We start from the raw sequence: 1,419 nt of genomic DNA on the forward strand, positions 1-1,419 counted from the left end.
AATCAAAATCAAAAGATCGCAGCCTTCGGCAGCTCCTACAGGGTAGGCAGTGTTACTTGAAGCCGTTCTGACGCCAGGCCTCGTACACGGCCACCGCCACGGTGTTCGACAGATTCAGGCTGCGACAGCCCTCGCGCATCGGCAGGCGCAGGCGTTGGTCGCTGGGAAGGGCATCGAGCACTTCGGCTGGCAGGCCACGGCTCTCCGGGCCGAACAGGAAGGCATCACCCTCCACGAAACTCGCGTCGTGGAACGGCCGTGAGCCCTTGGTGGTGAAGGCGAACACCCGTGGGTGACCGAGGCTTTCCAGGCAACTGGCCAAGTCCGCGTGGCGCTGCAGAGTGGCATACTCGTGGTAATCGAGGCCGGCCCGGCGCAGGCGCTTGTCGTCCATCTCGAAGCCTAGCGGTTCGATCAAATGCAGGTGGCAGCCACTGTTGGCGCACAGCCTGATAACGTTGCCGGTATTCGGCGGAATTTCTGGTTGGAAAAGGATGACGTGAAACATGCACGGCTCCGAAGGTAAAGATGAGCGGCATTCTACGCCGCAAGCTGACTCTCGTTCGAAACTATTCCCGCGCGTGATGATGTCGCTGGCCATTGTCGGGGTGATGCTGGGGCTGATGATCGGTCGCCTGACCACTCCCGACCCGACTGAGTTGCAACAAGTCGAGGTGACGAACGACGGCCTGGTGGTGTGGTTCAACAACGAACCCAAGATCCACGGCGAGATCGTCGACGGTAGCGTCGCGTTGCTGTTCGAGGCTGAGGGCAAGGCGCAGCAAGGCCAGCTCAAGCTCAACGACAAAGGCGTGAACTGGCGGGTGCGTTCGAGTGATGAGGGTTTGTTGCTGACGGTGGTAGCGGCCCGGCCGCTGCAGGGCGAGTGGACCGGTAGCGAGGTCGATGACCGCTGGCGGCTGGAGATCCATCTCCGGGAGCAATAAAAGAGGGAATCCCCGGCCTGCCTGTACCAAGGTCCCCAAAACGGGAGGGTTCGCGCATTGCGTCGTGAACCCGGTGTAAAGAGGGAATCCCCGGCCTGCCTGTACCAAGGACCCCAAAACTGGGTGGGCTCGTCGCTTTGTGCGGTGTGAGCCCGGTGTAAAGAGGGGAATCCCCGGCCTGCCTGTACCAAGGTCCCCGAAACTGGGTAATGAACTGAATCACTGATGAGACTGTTGCAGGGGGCGTGCCAGTTTTTAACAAGTTGAAACAGAAAGGCGCGTAAATACGTCGAAAGCCCCGTAATCCGGGGCTTTCGAGTTTTTTCGGTAAGGGTTCGATTGCGAACTCAGGCGGGATTTCAGATCAGTTGCCGTGCGCGATTGCGGTTCACGGTGCATTCAGTCGGTGCATGGAATGTGATTTTCGGCAAAAAAAGATCGCAGCCTTCGGCAGCTCCGACGAGGTTATGCG

General features: G+C 59.4%; 2 protein-coding genes. One reads left to right on the forward strand and one right to left on the reverse strand.

The window, feature by feature from the left end:
- Positions 1 to 52: 52 nt before the first annotated feature.
- Positions 53 to 508, reverse strand: coding sequence for a tRNA (uridine(34)/cytosine(34)/5-carboxymethylaminomethyluridine(34)-2'-O)-methyltransferase TrmL (trmL, locus tag ACW9JC_RS30280; RefSeq protein ID WP_457459658.1), 456 nt, complete (start codon positions 506 to 508; stop codon positions 53 to 55).
- On the opposite strand from trmL, the gene ACW9JC_RS30285 reads away from it, so the two are divergent.
- Positions 507 to 947: a hypothetical protein gene (locus tag ACW9JC_RS30285; RefSeq protein WP_457459660.1), complete on the forward strand. Its 441-nt coding sequence runs from the start codon at positions 507 to 509 to the stop codon at positions 945 to 947. The genes trmL and ACW9JC_RS30285 overlap by 2 nt on opposite strands.
- Positions 948 to 1,419: the final 472 nt, after the last annotated feature.

It is taken from the genome of Pseudomonas sp. SDO5591_S426, assembly GCF_054070755.1.